The organism is Pseudarthrobacter sp. MEB009, assembly GCF_030208875.1.
Classification (GTDB): domain Bacteria; phylum Actinomycetota; class Actinomycetes; order Actinomycetales; family Micrococcaceae; genus Arthrobacter.
On sequence record NZ_JARVTC010000010.1, the window covers coordinates 158,341 to 174,719 of the forward strand.

Annotated in this window: 13 protein-coding genes; 9 read left to right on the forward strand and 4 right to left on the reverse strand. The window is 68.0% G+C overall.

Annotated features, from left to right (window positions below; translation table 11 throughout):
• Positions 1-9 precede the first annotated feature (9 nt).
• Both QRN07_RS09670 and QRN07_RS09675 read left to right on the forward strand, forming a co-directional pair.
• A complete protein-coding gene (locus tag QRN07_RS09670; RefSeq protein ID WP_056598037.1) occupies positions 10-450 on the forward strand; it encodes a YybH family protein in 441 nt (146 codons plus the stop codon).
• A 4-nt stretch (positions 451-454) separates the two neighbouring features.
• Positions 455-1,192, forward strand: coding sequence for a glutamine amidotransferase (locus QRN07_RS09675; protein WP_050687852.1), 738 nt, complete (start codon positions 455-457; stop codon positions 1,190-1,192).
• Between the two features lie 58 nt (positions 1,193-1,250).
• On the opposite strand, the gene QRN07_RS09680 is transcribed toward QRN07_RS09675, so the two are convergent.
• Entirely contained in the window at positions 1,251-2,663 is a 1,413-nt protein-coding gene (locus QRN07_RS09680) for an MFS transporter (RefSeq protein WP_285240940.1), read from the reverse strand.
• A gap of 275 nt (positions 2,664-2,938) precedes the next feature.
• Between QRN07_RS09680 and QRN07_RS09685 the strand changes: the two genes are divergently transcribed.
• The 4 genes from QRN07_RS09685 to QRN07_RS09700 all read left to right on the forward strand — a co-directional run bounded on the left by QRN07_RS09685 (position 2,939) and on the right by QRN07_RS09700 (position 8,634).
• Positions 2,939-4,402 carry an MFS transporter gene (locus QRN07_RS09685; protein WP_050687850.1) on the forward strand — a complete coding sequence of 488 codons (1,464 nt, stop codon included), beginning with the start codon at positions 2,939-2,941 and terminating at the stop codon, positions 4,400-4,402.
• A gap of 1 nt (position 4,403) precedes the next feature.
• A complete protein-coding gene (locus QRN07_RS09690) occupies positions 4,404-6,623 on the forward strand; it encodes a molybdopterin oxidoreductase family protein (RefSeq protein WP_285240941.1) in 2,220 nt (739 codons plus the stop codon).
• The gene (locus QRN07_RS09695; protein ID WP_285240942.1) at positions 6,620-8,176 is read left to right on the forward strand and encodes an FAD-dependent oxidoreductase; all 1,557 of its coding nucleotides are present in this window, start codon (positions 6,620-6,622) and stop codon (positions 8,174-8,176) included. Before QRN07_RS09690 ends, QRN07_RS09695 begins: the two co-directional genes overlap by 4 nt.
• Positions 8,177-8,349: 173 nt before the next feature.
• On the forward strand, positions 8,350-8,634 hold the full coding sequence (locus QRN07_RS09700; protein ID WP_285240943.1) for a hypothetical protein: 285 nt from the start codon (positions 8,350-8,352) through the stop codon (positions 8,632-8,634).
• Positions 8,635-8,676: 42 nt separating this feature from the next.
• Here the strand turns inward: QRN07_RS09700 and QRN07_RS09705 are convergent, their stop codons facing one another.
• The gene (locus QRN07_RS09705) at positions 8,677-8,862 is read right to left on the reverse strand and encodes a PspC domain-containing protein (protein ID WP_050685051.1); all 186 of its coding nucleotides are present in this window, start codon (positions 8,860-8,862) and stop codon (positions 8,677-8,679) included.
• A 9-nt stretch (positions 8,863-8,871) separates the two neighbouring features.
• Positions 8,872-10,287 carry an NAD(P)H-quinone dehydrogenase gene (locus QRN07_RS09710; protein ID WP_050685071.1) on the reverse strand — a complete coding sequence of 472 codons (1,416 nt, stop codon included), beginning with the start codon at positions 10,285-10,287 and terminating at the stop codon, positions 8,872-8,874.
• 108 nt (positions 10,288-10,395) lie between these two features.
• Between QRN07_RS09710 and QRN07_RS09715 the strand changes: the two genes are divergently transcribed.
• The gene (locus QRN07_RS09715) at positions 10,396-11,214 is read left to right on the forward strand and encodes a purine-nucleoside phosphorylase (RefSeq protein WP_056598028.1); all 819 of its coding nucleotides are present in this window, start codon (positions 10,396-10,398) and stop codon (positions 11,212-11,214) included.
• A gap of 103 nt (positions 11,215-11,317) precedes the next feature.
• Entirely contained in the window at positions 11,318-13,066 is a 1,749-nt protein-coding gene (locus QRN07_RS09720) for a phospho-sugar mutase (protein ID WP_285240944.1), read from the forward strand.
• A 21-nt stretch (positions 13,067-13,087) separates the two neighbouring features.
• On the opposite strand, the gene nirD is transcribed toward QRN07_RS09720, so the two are convergent.
• Positions 13,088-13,474 (reverse strand): nitrite reductase small subunit NirD, encoded by a 387-nt coding sequence (gene nirD / locus QRN07_RS09725; RefSeq protein ID WP_082178244.1) that lies wholly within the window; start codon positions 13,472-13,474, stop codon positions 13,088-13,090.
• 274 nt (positions 13,475-13,748) lie between these two features.
• On the opposite strand from nirD, the gene nirB reads away from it, so the two are divergent.
• Positions 13,749-16,379 (forward strand): nitrite reductase large subunit NirB, encoded by a 2,631-nt coding sequence (gene nirB / locus QRN07_RS09730; protein ID WP_285240945.1) that lies wholly within the window; start codon positions 13,749-13,751, stop codon positions 16,377-16,379.

A 16,379-nucleotide genomic window follows, 5' to 3' on the forward strand; every position in this document is an offset into this window, starting at 1 on the left:
GAAGGCACCATGCTTGCACCCAGTTTTGAAGAAGAAGTTGCCCGCTACCACCTGGCGGTGCCGGGAATCACGCAGGGCGATCCTGCCCCGCTGAAGGAGCTGTACTCACGCCTGGACGACGTCACCCTGGCCAACCCGTTCGGCGGCATCGCCAGGGGCTGGGCCCAGGTGGAGGCCCGGCTGGACCAGGCCGCCCGGCAGTTCCAGGACGGCGAGATGCTTGGTTTTGACACCATCACCTCCTACACGGCGCGGGATACCGCTTACCTGTTGGAGACCGAGCACTTCCGCGCCCGCCTGGACGGCGCCGCAGCCCCCGAGGAATTCGCGCTCCGCGTCACCAGCATCTTCCGCCGCGAAGAGGGCTACTGGAAGCTGCTGCACCGCCACGCCGACCCCGCAGCCCGTCCGCAGGCCCGCCGCTCCCTGGCGCAGCCCGCCCACAGCTGAGCCAATGCTGCCCTTCCTGCTGCTCGCGTCCCGGGCCGAGGACGCCGCCGCCGATGACGAGTACGCCGCCTACCTGAAGTACGGCGGGCTCGAACCCCACCAGCTGCACCGCGTCAGGATGGAAGCCGCTCCCCTGCCGGAGCTGGACCTGGCCGGCTATTCCGGGGTGATTGTGGGCGGCAGCCCGTTCACCTCCAGCGATCCGGACACGCAGAAGTCAGCGGTCCAGCACCGGGTGGAAAGCGAACTGGCGCAACTCCTGGATGAGCTGGTGGCCCGGGACTTTCCGTTCCTGGGCGCCTGCTACGGGGTGGGGACGCTGGGCCGGCACCAGGGTGCCGTCATCGACAGGACGTACGGCGAGCCGCTGGGCGGGGTGGAGATCAAACTCACCGAAGCCGGCCTGGCAGATCCGCTCCTGGCCGGCATGCCCGGGACCTTCACGGCCTTCACCGGGCACAAGGAGGCCTGCACCACCCTGCCGCCGCACGCAGTGCTGCTGGCCAGCTCCGCAACGTGCCCTGTGCACATGTTCCGGATCCGCACCAACCTTTACGCCACGCAGTTCCATCCCGAGCTCGACGTGGACGGGCTGGTCACCAGGATCGACATCTACCGGAACGCCGGTTACTTCCCGCCGGACTCGGCCGGCGAGCTGATGGCCAACGCCCGCCGGTTTACGGTCACCGAGCCGATGGGGGTGCTGCGGAACTTCGTGGCCCGTTACGCCACCGGGGCATAAAAATGCCCGGCCGGTCCCAAAGGACCGCGCCGGGCATTTCCGCAGGCTGCCGCGCAGGTCAGGCCACGTTGTTTTCGTAGTCCAGGTCGCGGGTTTCCTTGCTCACAAACAGGGCGATGAGCGTCAGGACGGCCATCACGCTGAGGTAGACACCCACCAGGACCGGGCTGCCGTCAGCCAGCTCCCACAGTGCCACGGCGATGAACGGTGCCACCGCTGCGCCGAGGATGCTGGAGACGTTGTAGCTGACAGCTGAACCGGTGTACCGCACGTTGGTGGGGAACAGTTCGGGCAGCAGCGCGCCCATGGGGCCAAAGGTGAGGCCCATCAGGGAGAAGCCGATGACCAGCAGCGCCATGGTGCCCACGAACCCGCCGCTGAACAGCGGGACAAACAGCAGGCCGAAGACCAGGATGCCGCCGGTAACGGCCAGCAGCATCTTGCGGCGGCCGTACTTCTCTGCCAGGGGGCCGGAGACCAGGGTGAAGATACCGAAGAACACCACGCCGGCAATGAGCATCCAGAGGAAGTCGTTGCGGGTGAACCCCAGGCCTGGAACAAAGGCTGCGGCCGCGGCCTCGGTCATCGGCTTGCCGGCCTTCTCCGCTGCGGCCTTGGCCGCATCCAGGCTGCTGGCGCGGGTGCCGTAGGTCAGGGTGAATGTGGTCATCAGGTAGAAGAGCACGTAAGTGGCGAGCATGATGAACGTGCCCAGGATCAGCGGACGCCAGCTGGTGTTGAAGACGCGGGCCAGCGGCAGCTTGGCCACCTCGTTGGATTCGAGCACCTTGGTGAACGCCGGGGTTTCGATCAGTTTGAGCCGGACGTACAGGCCGATGATGACCATCACGGCGCTGAGCAGGAACGGCACACGCCAGCCCCAGTCCGTAAAGGCCTGCGGGGTCAGGGTGTAGCTGACCACCAGGAAGATGACGTTGGCGATAATGAACCCGATGGGGGCACCCAGCTGCGGGAACGTCCCGTAGATGGCGCGTTTGTTGGCCGGGGCGTTCTCGGTGGCCAGGAGGGCAGCGCCGCTCCATTCGCCGCCGAGGGCAAGGCCCTGCGCAAAGCGCATCACCACCAGCAGGGCGGGGGCCCAGAACTCCCAGCCCTCCACCTTCGCTGTGGGCAGGCAGCCGATCAGGAACGTGGCAATGCCCATGGTCAGCAGCGAAGCCACCAGGGTGCCCTTGCGGCCGAACTTGTCACCGAAGTGCCCAAAGACGATTGAACCGAGCGGGCGGGCCACAAAGGCCACGCCGAAAACTGCGAAGGAGCTGAGCAGCTGGGTGGTTTCGTTCTGGTTGGGGAAGAACAGCTGCGGGAAAACGAGCACCGCGGCGGTGGCGTAAACGTAGAAGTCGTAGAACTCGACTGTGGTGCCAATCAGGCTGGCCACGATCACGCGGCCACGGGAATTCACCGGCTGCGGCTGGCCCGGCACCGTGGAGGTATCGGTGGAAGACATAGTAAACGCTTTCATCAGGAGCGGCCGGAAACATCGGACTGGCCCGGCTCGAAATAATCAGAGTTCAATATTAGTTCCCCCAGTCCAGTCAATGGACGAAAGGTCCACCATGCGGACGTGTGGGATGTGTCTCATTTCCCGCGCCTTGGCCTTCGCCTAACGCCGCCCCGGGGGCCCCGATAGGCAAATGTCACAGCGCGTTAACAAAGCGGGTCGGTCCGCGAAACGCGCCTTACCTACCTTGGAGGAACAACATCCCCCGAAGGAGGTAACCCGTGACTGTCGATCGCACCGCTGATGCCGGCACCGGAAATTCCCTTGATCTCACCGAGGTCAATGGGTCCGCAGCCGCCAGCGCACAGCCCGGCACTGCCGGCACCACCGCCGCTCCCGCCCTTGAATTCCGCCCCGGCCGCTGGATCGCCAACTGGGATGCCGAGAACAAGGAACAATGGGAGTCCGGCGGCCGCGCCATCGCCCGCCGCAACCTGAACTGGTCCATCTTCGCCGAATTCCTCGGCTTTGTGGTGTGGCAGCTGTGGTCCATCGTGGTGGTCCAGCTGCCGGCCGCAGGCTTCACGTTCAGCACCTCGGAAATCTTCTGGCTCATCTCCATGCCCAGCCTGGTGGGCGCAACGCTCCGCATCCCTTACACGTTTATGGTTCCGCGCTTCGGCGGCCGCAACTGGACCATCGTCTCGGCCCTGCTGCTCCTGATCCCAGCGACGGGACTGGCGCTCTGCGTCTCCAACCCGGAAACCCCGTTTGGCGTCATGCTCCTGGTGGCGGCGCTGGCAGGCTTCGGCGGCGGCAACTTCGCCAGCTCCATGGCCAACATCACCTTCTTCTACCCGGCCCGGGAAAAGGGCTGGGCGCTGGGCCTGAATGCGGCCGGCGGCAACATGGGCGCCGCCGTCGCGCAGCTGGCCGTCCCGATCGTCATCACCCTCCTTGCAGTGGGCACCGTCAACCTTCCACTGGCCGGCTGGATGTGGGTTCCCTTCATCCTGATCGCCGCGTTTGGTGCCTGGAAGTACATGGACAACCTCACCAGCGCCAAGGGCGACATCGCCGGTTCCGTGGCAGCCCTGAAGGAACCGCACCTGTGGATCATGGCGTTGCTGTACATCGGCACCTTCGGTTCGTTCATCGGCTTCGCCGGTGTCTTCCCGAAACTGATCAAGGACTACTTCCCGGCCTTCTCCTCCATCGGGATCGGCACCGTGGCCCTGTCGCTGGCCTTCCTCGGCCCGCTGGTGGGCTCCCTGGCCCGCCCCTACGGCGGCCGCATGGCTGACCGCATGGGCGGCGCCCGGATGACCGTCGCGGCCTTCGCCGCCATGGCCGTCATCACCCTGACCATGATCTGGACGCTGCCCCTGAAGAACTTCTGGCTCTTCCTGGTCCTGTTCCTGATGCTCTTCACCGCCAGCGGCTTCGGAAACGGCGCAACGTACCGAATGATCCCGGTCATCTTCGCCATCTCCAGCCGCGCCGCCCGGAAGGGCGCCAACTCCGTGGCAACCCAGCGGCTGGCGTCCTCGGCCCTGGGCCTGATCTCGGCGATCGGCGCCTACGGCGGGTTCGTGATTCCGCAGGTGCTCAACGCCTCCAACACGGCCACCGGCTCGTACACCCCGGCCTTCTACGGTTTCGTGGGGGCCTACGTCCTGATGCTGGTGGTCTGCTGGTTCTTCTACATCCGCAACGCCAACCGAAATGCGATGGGACACGTCTAACATGACCACAAGCGCCGACACGCACTGCCCTTACTGCGCCCTGCAGTGCGCCATGACGCTGACCTCCCCCGCGGATCCGGCCCCGGCGTCAACGCCGGGGCCGGTCCCCGTGACCCTGCTTCCTCCCGCACCGTCGGCAGCCCCCGTCCTGGACGTGGCCGGCCGCGACTTCCCCACCAACAAGGGCGGCCTGTGCCGCAAGGGCTGGACCTCCGCCTCGCTGCTGAACCACCCGGGCCGGGTCACCGAGCCGCTCCTCAAAGGGCCCGACGGCGTCCACCGCCCCATCACGTGGGACCACGCCCTGGAGCTGGCCGCCAATGCCGTGCAGGCCACGCAGGCCCGCTACGGCGCGGATGCCGTGGGTGTCTTCGGCGGCGGCGGGCTCACCAACGAAAAGGCCTACATGCTGGGCAAGTTCGCCCGGTTGGCTCTGCGCACCTCCCGGATCGACTACAACGGCCGGTTCTGCATGTCCTCCGCAGCGGCCGCCGGAATGCGGGCCTTCGGTGTGGACCGCGGCCTGCCGTTCCCACTCGTTGCCCTGGACACCGCCGCCACCATCCTGATGCTCGGCTCCAACGTGGCCGAAACCATGCCGCCCTTCGTCCAGCACCTCAAGGGTGCCCGCGACGCCGGCGGCCTGATCGTGGTGGACCCGCGGCGCTCCGCCACTGCCGACTTCACCGCCGACGGCGCCGGCCTCCACCTCCAGCCCCTGCCGGGCACCGACCTGACCCTCCTGCTGGGCATCGCCCACGTGGTCATTGCCGAAGAACTGGTGGACACCACCTACGTGGCGGACCGTACCTCCGGCTACAGCGCCGTGGCCCGCAGCGTCAGCGCCTTCTGGCCGGAACGGGTCCAAGGACTCACCGGGGTCCCGGCCGACCTGATCCGCGAAACCGCCCGGCGACTCGCCGCCGGCGCCACCCGGGGCGGGGCCTACATCCTCACCGGCCGCGGCGTGGAACAGCACGTGGACGGCACAGATACCGCCACCGCCGCCATCAACCTCAGCCTCCTGCTGGGCCTGCCCGGCTCAGCCCGCAGCGGCTACGGCACCCTCACCGGCCAGGGCAACGGCCAGGGCGGCCGCGAGCACGGCCAGAAGGCCGACCAGCTGCCGGGCTACCGCAAGATCACCGACCCCGCCGCCCGCGCCCACGTGGCCGGGGTGTGGGGCGTGCCCGAGAGCCTCATCCCCGGCCCCGGGCTCCCCGCCGTGCAGCTGCTGAAGTCCCTGGGCCAGCCGGACGGGGTGCACTGCCTGTTTGTCCACGCCTCCAACATCGCCGTGGCCTCCCCCGATGCAAACGCCGTCATCGCGGGCCTGCGCAGCCTGGACTTCCTGGTGGTGTGCGACTTCTTTATGTCCGAGACCGCCGCCGAGGCGGACCTGGTCCTGCCGGTACTGCAGTGGGCGGAGGAGGAAGGCACCCTGACAAACCTCGAAGGCCGGGTCCTGCGCCGCCGCCGGGCCCTGGCACCGCCGGCCGGTGCCCGCAGCGAACTCTGGATCATGGCCCGGCTGGCGGAAGCCCTCGACGCCCCCTCCACCTACAGCGAGGACCCGGAGACAGTCTTCGAGGAACTCCGGCTGGCCTCCGCCGGCGGCCTGGCCGACTACTCCGGGATCGATTACGCCATGCTGGACCGCGGCGAAGCCGCCTACTGGCCCTACCCGGCCGGAAGCACGGGAACCCCGCGCCTGTTCACGGACGGCTTTGCCCACCCTGATGGCAAGGCGGTGATGACAGCGGTGGTGCCCCGCCGCCGTCGTACGCCTGCGCCGCCAGCCGCGGCTAACGGCGCCGCCCCCGCCAAAACCATGACCCTGGTGACTGGCCGGCTCCTTGAGCACTACCAGTCCGGCGCCCAGACCCGGCGGGTGGCCGAACTCCTGGCCACCCGCCCCGAGGCCACCGTCCAGATCCATCCTGCCGCTGCCGGGTCGCTGGGCATCACCGCCGGAGCGTTGGTGTCGGTCTCCAACGAACGCGGCGAGGTGGTGTGCCGGGCCGAGCTCAGCACCGCCATCCGGCCCGAAACCGTGTTCCTGCCGTTCCACTTCCCCGGGATGGAAAGCGCCAACCGGCTCACTGAAGCCAGCACGGACCCCATCTCCGGGATGCCCGAATTCAAGTTCAATACCGTGCAGGTCCGGCCCGTTGCCGTACCTGTTTCGACCAACGCGGACCAGATGTCGGAGGCCTCATGAGCGAGCAGACAGTCATTGTGGGATTCGGGCCCGTCGCGGCCCGGCTGGTGGACGAACTCCTGCCGGCCGTCCGTTCCGGCCAGGTCCGGCTCACGGTGGTGGGCGAGGAAAACGAAGCCGCCTACAACCGGGTCCTGGTCGCTGACCTGGGCGTGGGCCGGACCACCGCCGATGCCCTCGCCCTGGCGGACGCCGCGGCCCTGGCCGGGGACGGCGTTGACGTCCGGCTGGGCACCCGGGTCCGCCGGGTGGACAGGGCCCGGCAGCTGGTCATCCTCACGGACGGCAGCACCGTCCACTATGACCGGCTCGTTTTCGCCACCGGTTCCCGGCCCGTCATCCCCAACCTCACCGGCATCAATCCGGACCCCACCTCGCCGGTCCTGCCAGCCGGTGTGACAGCGCTACGGGACCTCCGCGATGCCGGGGTGCTGCGCCAGGCCGTGGCCGGCGGCAAACGCGTGGTGGTCCTGGGCGGTGGCGTCCTGGGCCTGGAAACCGCGCTGGCCGCGGCGGAGGAAGGCGCCACCGTCACGGTGGTGCACAACGGCCCGCACCCGCTGGGGCGCAACATTGACAGGGGCGGCGGCGCCGTCCTGGCCGCGGGCCTGCGGCGCTGCGGCGTTCGGGTGGCCGGCAACGCGCGGTCCACGGGCGTTGAGCACAAAGCGCCCGACGGCGGGTTCTCGGCACTGCTCCTTGACGACGGTTCAGCGATTGACGGGGACCTCCTGGTCCTCTCGTGCGGCGTCCGGCCCCGGACGGAACTGGCCGAAGGCTGCGGCCTGTCCACCCAGACCGGCATCCTGGTGGACCATCGGCTCCGGGCGCACCACGAACCGCACATTTTCGCGATCGGCGACTGCGCCGAGGTGCGCTGCCCCGACCCGGACTGCACCGACTGCCGCAACGCCAAGGGCCCCTCCGGCCTGGTGGGACCGGGCTGGCGGCAGGCCGAATGGCTTGCCGAATACCTGGGCCTCCTGGCCGCGGGGCTGGTTGAGGACGCGGAAGCGCTGCCGGCCCTGCCGCCGGAGCAGGCAGGAGTGGTGGTGCTCAAGGCGCGCGGCATGAACATGGCCGTGGCCGGGGACAACAGTGCCGATCCGTGGGACGACGAGGCACTGTCCGCCGGTGCCGTGAATGGCAGGCCGCGCCTGCAGATTGCCCAGTGGGCTGATCCCGAGCACGGCCGCTACGTCAAAATGACCACCCGCGGCGGTGTCCTGGCAGGCCTGGTCTCGGTGGGGATGCCACGGACCGCGGCCGAACTTGTGGGTCTCTTTGAACGCGGCGCCGAACTGCCGGCGGACCGGTCCCTGCTGCTGCGCCTCGATGGCCCGGACCAGCTGCCCGTTACCGCCGATCCGCAGGGAACCGTGTGCCGGTGCGCCGGTGTCAGCGGTGCGGTGATCCAGGACGCCGTGGCGGGAGGCTGTGCCACCGTTCCCGAGGTTTCCAAAGCCACCCGGGCGGGAACCGGTTGCGGCGGCTGCCACGACGACATCCGCGGGCTGATCGAAAAACACTTCCAGGCGGTCCCCGCCGCCTGAGGAACCCCCCGAACCCTGAGGCCCTTCCCTTCCCGCCCCGAAGCTCCTAAGATTCCCGCACGGGATCCGTCCCGGGGGTTGCAGGCCTGCGCTGGGCAGTGCCAGGGTTTGCACCGGATCGGCATGCGCCTGTGGCCTGGAAGTTTCAGCACTTCTAGAGATCGAGGAAAGCTATGCGCAAAAAATCATTAATTGGTGCTGCTGTGTGCACCCTTGCCCTGGCGGCGATGACAGCCGCACCGGCGTCGGCCGCAGGCAAGTACGAGCAGGGCGTGGATACAGCCCGTTCAATTTGTGCCTATTCGGGTCTGAACGACCAGGATCCAAAAGAACCCTATCCGTACGTCGGGAGGGTCCAGTCCTATGGGCAACTGGTTAACAAGGGCTTCAAGAACACCGAACTCGCGCCGAGTCCTGGAATAGCCTGCAACCCCAACCGAGGCTTCGGCGAACCCTAGGCCGGCCGTGTTGGGCCTCCGGCGCCGGGGGCCCAACCTTGCCTAGGCTGCGTCCTTCGGAATCAGGACCCAGAGGATGATGTACACCAGTTCCCCGATGCCCACCACACCAAAGATCACAAAACCCAGCCGGACCAGGAATTTTGGCAGCCCGAACCGGGCGGCGAGGGCAGCGCAGACGCCGCCGATGATTTTTCCGCGGCGGGGCCGCACCAGTGAAGTTGCCATGGGCCTAACCTACATGTGAACGTGCAGGCGGCGCGCGGCTTCCGAGATGGACCCCGTCAGGGACGGGTAGACGGTGAAGGTGCTGGCTACATCATCAACGTGCAGTTTCTGCTTGACGGCGATGGCGATCGGGAAGATCAGCTCGGAAGCGTTGGGACCCACCACCACCCCGCCGATCACGGTTCCGGAGCCCTTCCGGGCGAAGATCTTCACAAAGCCGTCGCGGTGGTTGCGCATCTTGGCCCGGGCGTTGCTCCGGAGCGACAGCTTGATGACATCGCCCTGGTACTTGCCGGACTCGATCTCCGCTTCCGTCACGCCCACGTTTGCGATCTCCGGTGAGGTGAAGATGTTGGACGCCACCTGGTGCAGCTTCAGCGGGGTCACGCCGTCGCCCATAAAGTGCGCCACGGCGATGCGGCCCTGCATGGCGGCCACGGACGCCAGCGGGAGCACTCCCGTGCAGTCGCCGGCAGCATAGATGTTCGGGGCGGTGGTGCGGGAGACGCCGTCCACCTTGATGTAACCGCCGTCGCTGACCGCCACACCGGCCTCTTCCAGGCCGATGCCGGCCGTGTTGGGAATGGAGCCCACGCAGACCAGGCAGTGGCTGCCGGTGACCTTGGACCCGTCGCCCAGCGTGACCACCACGCCGTCCTCCGTGCGTTCCACAGCCTCGGCGCGGGAGCGGGACAGCACGCGGACGCCGCGGCGTTCGAAGACTTCCTCCAGGACCACTGCCGCGTCGACGTCGGAACCCGGCAGCACGCGGTCGCGGCTGGAGATGAGGGTGACCTTGGAGCCCAGGCCGTTGTAGGCGGAGGCGAATTCGGCGCCGGTCACGCCGGACCCCACCACAATCAGGTCCTCGGGCAGCTCGTCCAGATTGTAGATCTGGGCCCAGTTCAGGATCCGTTCGCCGTCGGGACGGGCGGTGGGGAGCTCTCGCGGGTGGGCCCCGACGGCCAGCAGGATGGTGTCCGCCTCGACCGTCTCGGTGCCGTCGGCGGTGAGGACCTCGATGGTGTGGTCATCCAGCAGCCGGCCGGAACCGGTGAGGATCCGGACGCCCTGCAGGGCCAGGCCGTCGTGGATGTCCTTGGACTGGCTCCGGGCCAGGTTCAGCAGCCGGTCGTTGATGTGCTTGAGGTCCGCGCGCATCACGGGAACAAAGTCGCCGCCGTCGACGTCGAACTTCACGCCCAGTTCGCCGGCCTCACCGACCCGGGTCATCAGGTCAGCCGTGGCAATGAGGGTTTTGGACGGAACCACGTCCGTGAGGACTGCGGAGCCGCCCAGGCCGGCACGTTCGATGATGGTGACCTGCGCCCCCAGCGAGGCGGCCACCATGGCGGCTTCGTACCCGCCCGGACCACCTCCCAGGATTGCGATCCGGGGTGAACTGAAATCTGGGTGCGTAGTCACAATCAACCATTCTCGCCCCTGTTCCGCCGAACCACCAAAGAAACCGTTCTCTCACCAAACCCCACCGAAAGGTGGGCCTCGCCCGGGGCGGCAGGATAGCTTGTACCAGTGAGTACAACAGACTTCCTGAACACGGATCCCTTCGCCGCCGCCCAGGCCGCGGCCGACTACATCGCCGAGGAAACCGGCGTCGACAGCCATGACGTGGCCCTGGTCCTCGGCTCCGGCTGGGGCGAGGCGGCCGACCTGATCGGCGAAACCACCGCCACACTCTCCGCCGCGGAGGTCCCCGGCTTCCACGCCCCGGCGGTGGAAGGCCACGTGGGCACCATCCGGTCCATCCTCACCAAGGACGGCAAACGGGCCCTGGTCCTCGGCGCACGCACCCACTACTACGAGGGCAAGGGCGTGCGTGCCGTGGTCCACGGGATCCGCGCCGCCGCCGCTGCAGGCTGCAAAACCCTGGTCCTCACCAACGGCTGCGGCGGGCTGAACGAAGCCTGGACCCCGGGAACGCCGGTCCTGATCAGCGACCACATCAACCTCACCGCGGCCTCGCCCCTGGAAGGGGCCACGTTTGTGGACCTGACCGATCTCTACTCCGCGCGGATCCGGGACCTGGCCCGGGAAGTGGACCCCACCCTGGACCAGGGCGTTTACGCCCAGTTCACGGGTCCGCACTACGAAACCCCCGCGGAAGTGCAGTACGCCAAGCGGATCGGGGCGGAACTGGTGGGCATGTCCACGGCGCTGGAAGCAATCGCCGGGCGGCACGCCGGCATGGAAGTCTTCGGCATCTCCCTGGTCACCAACCTCGCCGCCGGCATCAGCCCGCAGCCACTCAGCCACCAGGAAGTCATCGAATCCGGCCAGGCCGCCGGCCCGCGGATCTCCCGGCTCCTCGCGGACATCATCACCAAACTCTGAACCACGTGCGGGGCCGCAACCAGGCTGGAAAAAGCCCGGCATCCGGCCGGTTGCGGCCCCGCAGTGGCTGAAACGCCAGCCCAATGACGATAGCGTTAGGGGCATGACGACCCCCGCTGCCGAGTCCCGCCTGCTCACCGAGGCCCGTGAATGGGCCGCCCAAGACCCGGACCCGGCAACGTCCGCCGCCCTCCTTGAGTTGCTCCGGCGCGATGGGGAGGGCGATCCCGCCGCCCGGCAGGAACTCGCCGACAGCTTCAGCGGCACCCTCCAGTTCGGCACCGCCGGCCTGCGCGCAGCCCTCGGCCCCGGCCCCAACCGGATGAACCGCGTGGTGGTGCGCCGCGCCGCCGCCGGTTTCGCGGCGTTCCTGCTGGCTGCCGTAGCTGAGGCTGCGCCCGGAACCCGGCCGCGCGCCGTCGTTGGCTACGACGCCCGGCACAATTCCGACGTCTTCGCCGCCGAAACGGCGGCGATCTTCACCGCAGTGGGGATTGAAACGTTCCTGCTCCCGGCGGCGCTGCCCACTCCCCTGCTGGCCTACGCCGTCCGCGCGCTCGGATGCGACGGCGGCGTGATGGTCACCGCCAGCCACAACCCGCCCCAGGACAACGGCTACAAGGTCTATCTGGGCCGCCACGCGGTGCCGGAAAGCGGCAACGGCGCCCAGATCGTGGCCCCGTTCGACGCCGCAATCGCCGCCCACATCGACGCCGTGGGACCGCTGGCGGGCATCGCCCTGGCCACCGAGGGCTGGACCGTCCTGGACGGCTCCCTCGCCGCCGCGTACCGGGAAGCCACCGCCGGGCTGGCCCGCCCGGACCGGTTCCCGGCCCGGGACCTGCGGATCGTCCTGACCCCGCTGCACGGGGTGGGCGGGGCCACCGCACTGGCTGTCCTTAACGCCGCAGGTTTCCAGAACGTCACCCTGGTGGCGGAGCAGGCCGAGCCGGACCCTGGCTTCCCCACCGTCAGTTTCCCCAACCCGGAGGAGCCGGGCGCCCTGGACCTGGCACTGCAAGCCGCAGAGCGGCTGGACGCGGACATCGTTATCGCCAACGACCCCGACGCCGACCGGGCCGCTGTAGCTGCCAAGGACCCGGATACGGGTGCCTGGCGGATGCTCCGCGGCGACGAAGTGGGTGCGCTGCTGGGCGCGCACGTCGCGGCCAGGTCCGCCAACGCCGACGGCACCCCGGAAGGGGAACACCGGGTCGTCTTTGCCAACTCGATTGTGTCCTCCCGGCTGCTGGCCCGCATCGCCGCCGCAGCCGGTTACGACCATGAGGAAACCCTCACCGGCTTTAAATGGATTTCCCGTGTTCCCGGCCTGGTGTACGGCTACGAGGAAGCGCTGGGCTACTGCGTGGCCCCGGACCTGGTGAAGGACAAGGACGGTATTTCCGCCGCTGTCCTGATCGCCGAGCTGGCCGCCGCCGCAAAAGCGGACGGCCGGACAGTTTTTGACACGCTGGATGACCTTTATCTGCGGCACGGGCTGCACGCGAGTGACCAGCTGAGTATCCGCGTGGCGGACCTGGGGCTGCTGGATGCCATGATGAACCGGCTCCGAGTCTCCCCGCCCGAATCCTTTGCGTCCTCCGCAGTGGAGGTCTACACGGACCTGGCGGAGGGCAGCCCGCAGCTGCCGCCCACGGACGGCCTCCTGTATGTCACCCGGGACCTGACCCGGGTGATCATCAGGCCCAGCGGCACCGAGCCCAAACTCAAGTGCTACCTCGAGGTGATCCAGCACGTGGGGTCCGCGGCTGAGCTTCCGGCCGCCCGGCAGGCGGCACGTTCGGCACTGGACGCGGCCCTGCAGGATGTCAGCGAAGCCCTCGGCCTGTAGCGGCCGGAACGCTGCGGCGTCCTAGAGCTCGACTTCCAGGAAGCCGCCGGCCAGCCGCGTACTGAACGTGTCCAGGGCAAGGCCCGGGCTGGTCAGGCATTCGCCGGTCTCGAGGTCATAGACCTCTTTGTGCAGCGGCGAGGCGATGGTCGGCCGCAGGCCCCGCGAGCCCAGGATGCCGCGCGCCATCACGTGGGCCCCGGTGGCCGGGTCCTCGTTGGCGACGGCGAAAACCTCACTCGCGCCGGTACGGAAGACCGCCACCTGGCGGCCGTCGACCAGAGCCGCCTCACCCCAGGACAGTTCGAGGTCCTCAACGGCGCAGATGCGGTGCCATCCGGCGGTGGGGCGCGTTCCGGCGTCGGCCGTTGCGGTCCCGGGTACCCCAAGTTCCAGTGTTGCCGTCATGTCCGGCTCCTCTCCCTGTGCTTGTTATGCCAGTCTCTGGCAGCCGTTGCGGCCACGTTCCACGCTAGGCGGCAGGTGTTTCAGCGGGGTGCGGCGAATGTGTCCGGCGCGTAAAAGACACCTAACCCGCCGTGAAATGCGTTCGTGATGCAGAAGTTAAGTTCGCGAAACAATTGGGAAACTGAAGCGAAACTGCCGCTTCCTACTGTTGAGGGAAAGCTCGATAGAAAAGGTTGCAGGCAAATCCGCTGCGGCCCATGCGAAAGGCCCTCAAGTGACCGAACAGACTTCCCGTACAGAGACACCGCGCCGCGTCGTCGTCGCCGGCGGCGGGCCGGCAGCCCACCGCTTCGCCGACGCCATGCACACCCGCGGCCTGGACGGCTGGGATGTCACGGTCCTCACCGAGGAGGTGCACCTGCCGTATGACCGTGTTGCGCTGTCCAAGGCCCTGACAGACAGCACCGTGGACCTGACCCTGGGGACAGCGTCCATGTGGGACCACAGCGCACTGACGCTGAAGAGCGGCGAGCGCGTGGTGAAGATCGACGCCGCCGCCAAAACCGTGCAAACCGCCGCGGGAAGCAGCTACCCCTACGACCACCTGGTGGTGGCCACCGGTTCCGACGCCGCCCGGCTGCCCATTCCCGGGGCTGCCCACACCCACGTGTACCGCACCCTTGAAGACGTGTGGGCCATCAACAAGGCCATCGCCGACCTCACCGCCAAACTGGGCCGCAAGGTCAACGCCGTCACCATCGGCGGTGGCCTGCTGGGCCTGGAGTCCGCGGCCGGCACCGAGCAGCTCGGCGCCAACCCCATCGTGATCAACGGCTCGCCCTGGTTGATGAACACCCAGCTCGACGAAGGCGCGGGCCAGGCCCTGGGCCGCCTGATCGAGGCCAAGGGCTTCACGGTCCACGGCGGTGTGTTCCCCACCGAGGTTTTGGCAGACGACGACGGCCAGGTCACCGGTGTCCTGATGGCCGACGGCCGCACCATCGAGGCGGACCTGGTGATCGTTGCGATCGGCGTTAAGCCCCGCGACGAGCTTTTCCGCGCCGCCGAGGGCGAGGAGCAGGTGTTCAGCCTGGGCCAGCGCGGCGGCGTGGTGATTGACGATTCCTGCGCCACCGAGGTTGAGGACATCTGGGCCATCGGTGAAGTGGCCAACTTCGAGGGCATGTGCCTTGGCCTGGTGGCCCCGGCCAACACCATGGCCGAGATCGTCGCGGACCGGCTGCACGGCGGCGCGGCCACGTTCCCCGGCTTCGACACCGCCACCAAGCTCAAGCTCTCCGGCGTTGACGTGGCAAGCTTCGGCGACGCGTTCGCCCGCACCGAGCACTCCCTCGAAATCGTCTACGCGGACCCCGCCCGAGGCGTCTACCAGAAGATCGTTACCACCGACGATGCCAAGACCCTCCTGGGTGGCATCTTTGTTGGCGACGCCACCCCGTACACCTCGCTGCGGCCCATCCTGGGCCGCGAACTGAGCGCGGAACCCGGCGCCTACCTGACCGCTGCCGGCGGCGGTGACGCCCCCGAAACCGAACTGCCGGACGACGCCATCCTCTGCTCCTGCAACAACGTCTCCGCCGGAACCATCCGCGACACCGTCAACGGCTGCGGTGCCTGCGACGGGAACGCCCCGGTGCAGGAACTCGGCGAGCTCAAGGGCTGCACCCGCGCCGGCACCAGCTGCGGCTCCTGCGTGCCCATGCTGAAGAAACTGTTGGAAACGGAGCTCACCAAGTCCGGCGTCGAAGTATCCAAGGCCCTGTGCGAGCACATCGAACTGTCCCGCCAGGAACTCTTCGAAACCATCCGCGTCCTGGAACTGACCTCCTTCGAGGAGGTCATGGCCAAGTGCGGCACCGGCGCCGGCTGCGACATCTGCAAGCCCACCATCGCCAACATCCTGGCCAGCCAGAACAGCGCCTACGTGCTGGACGCCGGCCGCGGCACCCTGCAGGACACCAACGACCGCGCGCTGGCCAACATGCAGAAGGACGGCACCTACTCGGTGGTCCCCCGCATCGCCGGCGGCGAAATCACCCCCAAGAAGCTCGGCGTCATTGCCGCCGTCGCCGAGAAGTACAACCTGTACACCAAAATCACCGGCGGCCAGCGGATCGACATGTTCGGTGCCCGGCTCGAGGAACTTCCGGAAATCTGGAAGGAACTGGTGGACGCCGGCTTCGAATCCGGCCAGGCCTACGGCAAGAGCCTGCGCACCGTGAAGTCCTGCGTCGGTTCCACCTGGTGCCGGTTCGGCGTCCAGGACTCGGTGGCCATGGCCATCCAGCTTGAGCTCCGCTACCGGGGCCTGCGCAGCCCGCACAAACTGAAGATGGGTGTCTCCGGCTGCGCCCGGGAATGCGCGGAGGCCCGCGGCAAGGACGTCGGCGTGATCGCCACGGCGGACGGCTGGAACCTGTACGTTGGCGGCAACGGCGGGGCAACCCCGGCGCACGCCCAGCTCCTGGCCAAGGACCTGGATGACGAGACGCTGATCAAATACATCGACCGCTACTTTATGTACTACATCCGCACCGCGGACCGGCTGCAGCGCACGGCCCGCTGGCAGGAGGAGCTCGACGGCGGCATCAAGCACGTCGAGGACGTGGTGGTCAACGACACGCTGGGCATCGCGGCGGACCTCGAAGCAGCCATGGCCAAGCACGTGGACACCTACCAGGACGAATGGGCCGACACCCTGAAGGACCCGGAGCGCCTGCGCCGGTTCCGGTCGTTCGTCAACGCCCCGGACCAGAAGGATGATTCCATCACCTTCGTCCCGGACGAGCGCGGCCAGATGCGCCCCGCCACCGCCCAGGAAAAGGCCAAGGTCCTCATCGGTTCCTCCATCCCGGTCCGTTCCAGCGACACGAACGAGGTATAG

What these genes read in the sequence shown, in the direction of transcription:
- QRN07_RS09675 (WP_050687852.1), top strand. Translation starts at nt 455, where the DNA reads ATGCTGCCCTTCCTGCTGCTCGCGTCCCGGGCCGAGGACGCCGCCGCC.
- QRN07_RS09690 (WP_285240941.1), top strand. Translation starts at nt 4,404, where the DNA reads ATGACCACAAGCGCCGACACGCACTGCCCTTACTGCGCCCTGCAGTGC.
- QRN07_RS09720 (WP_285240944.1), top strand. Translation starts at nt 11,318, where the DNA reads ATGACGACCCCCGCTGCCGAGTCCCGCCTGCTCACCGAGGCCCGTGAA.
- QRN07_RS09680 (WP_285240940.1), bottom strand. Translation starts at nt 2,663, where the DNA reads ATGTCTTCCACCGATACCTCCACGGTGCCGGGCCAGCCGCAGCCGGTG.
- nirD (WP_082178244.1), bottom strand. Translation starts at nt 13,474, where the DNA reads ATGACGGCAACACTGGAACTTGGGGTACCCGGGACCGCAACGGCCGAC.
- QRN07_RS09695 (WP_285240942.1), top strand. Translation starts at nt 6,620, where the DNA reads ATGAGCGAGCAGACAGTCATTGTGGGATTCGGGCCCGTCGCGGCCCGG.
- QRN07_RS09670 (WP_056598037.1), top strand. Translation starts at nt 10, where the DNA reads ATGCTTGCACCCAGTTTTGAAGAAGAAGTTGCCCGCTACCACCTGGCG.
- QRN07_RS09705 (WP_050685051.1), bottom strand. Translation starts at nt 8,862, where the DNA reads ATGGCAACTTCACTGGTGCGGCCCCGCCGCGGAAAAATCATCGGCGGC.
- QRN07_RS09700 (WP_285240943.1), top strand. Translation starts at nt 8,350, where the DNA reads ATGCGCAAAAAATCATTAATTGGTGCTGCTGTGTGCACCCTTGCCCTG.